5 protein-coding genes are annotated in these 5,587 nt (G+C 53.5%); all 5 read right to left on the bottom strand.

Annotation, left to right across the window (positions count from 1 at the left end):
* Positions 1-1,702, bottom strand: a 1,702-nt coding sequence (locus ISS20_RS23160; protein ID WP_291439947.1) for an HAD family hydrolase, incomplete at its 3' end; no start/stop codon positions are given.
* Positions 1,703-1,709: 7 nt separating this feature from the next.
* On the bottom strand, positions 1,710-2,606 hold the full coding sequence (locus ISS20_RS23155) for a class I SAM-dependent methyltransferase (RefSeq protein ID WP_291439945.1): 897 nt from the start codon (positions 2,604-2,606) through the stop codon (positions 1,710-1,712).
* Positions 2,607-2,658: 52 nt separating this feature from the next.
* Entirely contained in the window at positions 2,659-3,876 is a 1,218-nt protein-coding gene (locus tag ISS20_RS23150; protein ID WP_291439943.1) for an SDR family oxidoreductase, read from the bottom strand.
* Positions 3,877-3,893: 17 nt separating this feature from the next.
* A complete protein-coding gene (locus ISS20_RS23145) occupies positions 3,894-4,895 on the bottom strand; it encodes a 3-oxoacyl-ACP synthase III family protein (protein ID WP_291439941.1) in 1,002 nt (333 codons plus the stop codon).
* 69 nt (positions 4,896-4,964) lie between these two features.
* On the bottom strand, positions 4,965-5,587 hold a 623-nt coding region (locus tag ISS20_RS23140; protein WP_291439939.1), incomplete at its 5' end, for an MBL fold metallo-hydrolase.

Raw genomic sequence — 5,587 nt, 5'->3', positions numbered from 1 at the left:
AAAAGTCTGCTACCTGTCCGTTCTTCTTGGTGATCAGGTAGCGGCCCACCACACTGGAACAGCCCTTGGACTTAGCTGAGTTGAGCACATGCGCCAATAGCGCTTCCTCGACTCCCCGGCCAATCGCCCGGCAGCTTAGCAAAAAGGTATCAATCTCCGCCTGTTCGCCGTTATATTTTACAATCGCCACCCCGATCAGTCCCATCTCTGAAATCCGGTCACGCAGGTTGAGATAGAAGACATCGGCTCCGGGACTCTCAACGAAAGCCTGGATGTCCCCTTCGCTGTAACGGCGCGTCGTCAGGTTGAATTGGTTGGTCTTCTGGGTGAGTTGCGATATCCGCGGGATAGTCATCTCATCCGCCAGGCTGATTTCGGCTACCATCTCCAGTTTTGCCAGGTATTCTTCCAGCGAGCTAGCCGACACGTACAACTCTTTGCGCTGCACCTCATCGCGGTACATGCGGGTACGTTTCCGATCCTCGGGAGAGAAAGTTAATGCATCGAAGTATCCCCCGGCGCTCAATTTAGCCCTGAAGGTGGACGGATCGGACGACAGTTCCAGCACGGTTACTTGAGGCAATCGCTCGCGTACGAAGTCGCACTCAAATTGGCTATCGTCCACAAACACCAGGCTATCTAGCCCGATATTCAGGTCTTGGGCAATCCGCATCAGGTTCGTCACCTTATCATCCCAGTTGATTTGCCAGGTGGCGAAGTGCTCCTCGCGGAGCACCATCTCCGGATGGGTGCGCAAAACTTCTAGCACGTCGGCCTCATTATTCCTGCTGCACAATGCTAAGATCACGCCGCGGTCGTGCAGGTTAAGAATCTCACGTTGGAACGCCTGATAACAGGAACCAGGGTAGGCCGTCCCAAGTTGGATACCGCCTAAGCCATCCTCGCCGACCACACCGCCCCAGAGAGTATTATCGCAGTCCAGCACCAGGCATTTGCGGGCCTTGCCGTGCAGCGCACGGAAGAACTTTCCGTATTCCTGTCCAAATGGCAACAATGCATGCCGCCCGATGGGAGCCCGGCCAATCTGCCAGTAACGCTCATCTACTCCCTGCACGCTGCCGATCCGCGCCATCAAGCTCATATAATCCACCAAGTAAACGTCCCGCGACTCCCGCACACGGCGAAGCAGTTCCAGGTTCAGCTTCAAAATCGTATGAGTCTGATGATTCTCCGATTGGGCGTCCAGGATTCCCAGTGTAGGGTAGAGCGGCAACGGGAAATTGTTGACCAGAATGGGTGTTTTAGAATGTCGCCGCAGGGCGGTAACAATCTCATTCACTGTGACCAAGACCCTTTCCACCTCAGTGTTCACCTGTTCAGGCGAGAGCGACAGAAAACGTGTGACCAGGGTAGGCGCCAACGTCTCCAGCCACTGAGCCACAATCACAAAGTCGGGCTGGAATGCATACAACGCGCTGCCCGGATCAAGGACATCGCGCGCAATGGCGTCGTAGTCTCCTAGATAGATCACCGGGTAAAACCCCGCCAACGCAATCTCCCCTTTGATCACTGGGATCATCGGCTCTATAGTGAAGTTGCGCAGGATAGCCACCCGCAAAGGGGGCAGATGGCTGGCTTCCGATGTAACTTCCTCCAGCGCGTTCGCGGTGGCAGTGTAGGCGCTGTAGGTGAGCTCATTCGCCAAGCGTCTTAACGTTTCGTCAAAATCCTGTTTGCTCACTCTGGCTTCATTCCTTCGTCAGAATTGCGAAGTAGTTGATCGTCACCAATTCTTCCTGCCATCTGTCTACCGGGACATCCTCGGCAGGCAAAGCAACATCTCGGACGATGGACAAACCAGCATCACGGATCAGAGTTCTGATCTCGTCTACGGTATGGAAGTGATAGACATGATCAATTGATGGACAGTTGGCACATGTGGTAAGAAAAATGGCCCCGCTCGGCTGGAGCAGTCGGTGCGCTTGCTTCATAAACCCCGGTGCATCGTTAACATGCTCGATTACTTCTCCCATGCTGATGAAATCGAAACTATCACTCTCCAGTGACAGGTCCAGGAAATCGCTATGAATGAATCGGATTCGGGCTGGATCAATCTGAAAAGCAGTTAGTAGCTCTCGAACCACTTCGATCGAAACCTCGCTGATATCCACCAAAGTCGCTTCCAGATCAGGCGAATGCTTTATTGCCTGAACGGTGAATAGCCCGTGCCCCGGCGCGATTTCCAGATAGCGATTGATCGAGATTTGTTGCAGATGATCCCGTAAAAAACAGAGCATCGCATAATGATTAGGCCAGAAGAGGTAGGATAAGAGCAGACCGACCATGTAGTAACGCATCACATCTGGCTGGCTATAAACCTCTTCGTGGGCCACATAGGCGTCATCCAACCGATAGACGCCGGTCTTGCGAAAACGGATCTGTTCACGCACGAAGTCCATGCACATCCGGTTATACGCTCGGGCCGCTTCGACCCGCTCCTGATCGCCCTGAAAAAACGAGTGGTTCAACGTCCGGCACAGTTGCTCGGCAAATGTCCAATAGTCTGTATCCTGCTGGCTGATGAACGCATTGATCCGTCTACGTTGCAGTGGGTTTTGCGTCGATATCAAATCAACGATCTTCATAAATTCAGGATAAGCGTCACACTTGTATGCCACATCAGTCATAGCACATACCCTACAGCATTACCGCCCCGCCACATACACGTATGGTCTCTCCTGTGATATGCCGCGCTCCTAGACTCAGGAGAAAGGCGACGACGTTGGCAATATCAACCGGTTCAGCCAGCCGACGCAACGGGGTCTGCATCCGCGTGAGCATTTTGACTTTGTCAGGCAGGTGCGCGATCATGTCTGTCTGTGTCATCCCCGGTGCAACAACATTGACCTGGATACCCTTTGGCCCATATTCAACTGCTAGACAACGCGCCAGCGCTGCCAGCGCCGACTTAGCCACGACGTAGCGCATCTGTTGCGTAGGCGGCACATTATCTGCGTAAATGGAACCAATGAACACCAGCGCTCCAGATTGGGCTTCGATCATCCGAGGCAGGGCCACCTTGGCGCAGTTGAAAGCGCCCTTCACTTGGACGTCCAGTTGCTCCTGAATGGACTCCCATTCCAGGTCATCAAATGGCAGGGGCACGTTGCTAGGGGCGGCACAATGCACTACTGCCTCAATAGGCCCGAAGGCTTTCTCGGCTGCGGCAAATAACGCCTCTACTTCATCCAGTCGAGCAACATTGGCCTGCATCGCCATTGCTTGCCCGCCTGCCTGAGTGATCTGCATCACTACTTGTTCAGCCTTCTCTGCTGCATGCAGATAGTTTACTACCACAGTGTGGCCGTCACTGGCCAGTCTTCGAGCAGTTGCTGTGCCGATTCCCCCGCTGCCCCGTGTGATCAAGATCGCCTTCGTCGCTTCATTTGGCATGGACTTTCCCTCCTCTTCCAATTCCAACATCTTTACAGTCGACTCCCCAACGACGAGTTTCTGGCCATGCTGGTTTGTGATCACTATGTCCAGTATTAGCATTCGAGTGGCAGGCGACTTCTGCTTGACCCGTGCCACCACTCGTAGCGTGTCACCCACGTAGGCCTGGTGCAGAAATTCTAGTGTTTGCGAAGTCCATAGCGCCCCACGTCCTGGAAGCAGCATCCCAATCATCGTCGAAATAAAAGATGCCGACAACATCCCATGCACAACTGGTTTACGAAATAGTGTCTTCCTAGCAAATTCTTCATCCAGATGAAGTGGATTGAAGTCACCCGTTAGGTTGGCAAACGTTTGAACATCCTCTTGGGTCAAGGTATGCACCAGTTCTGCTTCATCTCCAACCCCGATTCGATCGAAGTGGAGCGTGCGGCTTACTTGTTGATTTGGTTTGTATGGCATGGTTCGCAAAGCCCAGGCTAATACCAGCGAATTACGGTTGCCCCAAATATGAAACCCGCTCCTACCCCTGAAATCACCACCAGTTGGTCACGTTGGATGAGACCTGCCCTCACCGCGTCGCACAAAGTGATCGCCAGCGAGGCATCGGCGGTGTTCCCGATTTCGGCCACGTTGGTGTACGTCTTGCTCATGGGTTGTTTCATCTTCCCCATCAAGTATTCGATCAGGCGCAAATTGGCCTGGTGAAAAATGAAGAAATCCACGTCCTCAATCTTTTCCCCAATTTTCTCTAGGGCGCGGCGGATGACCTTGGGTTGATACTGGATAACCTGCTTCCAAACTTCCATCCCGTTTATTTCATAGTACTGCAAGCCATCGTTTATGTTCTCAGGACGCAGCGGGTAACTCGATCCCCCACCGCGCAGCCGGACTGCGTCGAAGACCCTGGCGTTTGTGAACATCTCAGTACACAGCACGCCATACCCAGACGGGACACGCCCCAACACCGCTGCACCAGCCCCGTCACCGAAGTATATAGCCGAATCTGGATCGGTCCAGTTGATGAAGGGAGATTGAAGTGCCGTGCCGATTACCAGTCCATATGCTACGTCTGAATCACAAGACATGCGATCTGATGCTACCCCTAGACCTATTTGAAACGCGGTACAGTTGGCCATCAGGTCGAAGGCCCCAGCGTTCCGAGCACCAATCAAGTCCTGTACCTTGCATGCCATCGCTGGATAGACATAGTCACCTGAAAAAGTGCAGCCAATGATTAGCCCAATCTGGTCTGCCTGAACGCCTGCCATTTCAATTGCCTGCTTAGCGGCAATTGCTGACATTCCCGAAGCCGTTTCGCCGTCTTCAACGATATACCGAGTCACAATTCCTGTCTTGTCCACGATTGTTTGGGCTGGCATCTGTGTCCATGCCTCAAGCTGCTCGTTGGTTACCACTTTCTGGGGAATGTATTTTCCTACACCAAGCACGCCAATTCCTGGCCGCTCACTTTCCGACATAGCTTGACTTTCCCTAATCTTGATCGTCTTCCCGAAAGCTTCAAGCTCCCAGAAAGATGGTCAACCTCATCAGATCCCAAACTGGTTGTATTGCGGCGGCGACGCAGCCACAGCCTGCCACCAAGCGCCCGCTTCTGAGATTGTCCATGAATAACCATGTCCCGGCAATACCACAGTGTCACCAGGCAGGTATTTCACCAACTGGCTGACCGAAGCTGCTAGTTGGTCCGCATTCGCCCCCGGCAGGTCGGTACGGCCGACGTGCTCACACAACAAGGTGTCGCCGGTGAGGACGAAGTCGCCAAAGTAATAGCACACACTCCCAGAAGTATGCCCCGGTGTATGAATCACCTCAATTCGCTGCTGACCTAGTTGGAATGTTGGCTGACCCTCATATATGCGGAACGGCCCGGGGGGTTCAATCTGTTTGCCTGCGAACCGCCAGGCATACATGGGTGCGTGGCGCAACAGACGCGCATCGCCCTTGTGTACGTCGCATGGCAGGTTGAAGCGTCGGCAGATGGCCGCTACTGCCCCGACATGATCGTGATGAGCATGGGTGAGCAAGATGTGGCGCAACTCTGCGCCACCGTTGAGCACAGCTTGTATTATAAAGTCCGGATCGTCGCCCGGATCGATCAGCGCTTGTTCTCCTGAAGGCATATAGTTCACCAAGTAACAGTTTTCCTTCC

Source organism: Acidovorax sp. (assembly GCF_016783915.1).
Taxonomy (GTDB): Bacteria; Pseudomonadota; Gammaproteobacteria; order Burkholderiales; family Burkholderiaceae_C; genus Acidovorax.
Note: the sequence above shows the minus strand (reverse complement) of the source record. Positions and strands in the feature narration are given on the sequence as shown.

Bases quoted from the DNA above. Each gene is read 5' to 3' on its own strand.
- ISS20_RS23150 (WP_291439943.1), bottom strand. From the start codon at position 3,876: ATGCCATACAAACCAAATCAACAAGTAAGCCGCACGCTCCACTTCGAT.
- ISS20_RS23155 (WP_291439945.1), bottom strand. From the start codon at position 2,606: ATGAAGATCGTTGATTTGATATCGACGCAAAACCCACTGCAACGTAGA.
- ISS20_RS23145 (WP_291439941.1), bottom strand. From the start codon at position 4,895: ATGTCGGAAAGTGAGCGGCCAGGAATTGGCGTGCTTGGTGTAGGAAAA.